1 protein-coding gene is annotated in these 233 nt (G+C 34.8%); it reads right to left on the bottom strand.

Translation table 11 applies throughout. The features are described from left to right. Positions 1-233 (bottom strand): hypothetical protein (locus H3T83_RS11340; protein ID WP_198215811.1); only part of this gene is annotated, 233 nt, incomplete at both ends.

Here is a 233-nt window from a genome sequence, read left to right as displayed (position 1 = left end):
CATTACTTGCACTAAAACGACTTTCATTAGGCACACCATAACGTGTTTTTAATGTACCTTCAGTATTAGATAAGGTTAATTTATAAGGCGCTTTATCTCCACAAAAAGTCAGTATTTTATTACGGGCAACAGGATTATTGTATTTATCAACAATAGATAAATTTAAACTACCAGTAGCGGTGACACCATCAATTCCCTGACCATCACCATCATCATCCCCCCAATAATTATAC

The sequence above is a fragment of the Gilliamella sp. M0320 genome (genome assembly GCF_016101635.1).
In the GTDB taxonomy this organism is placed as follows: domain Bacteria; phylum Pseudomonadota; class Gammaproteobacteria; order Enterobacterales; family Orbaceae; genus Gilliamella; species Gilliamella apis.
This window is presented reverse-complemented; position numbering and strand designations above follow the sequence as displayed.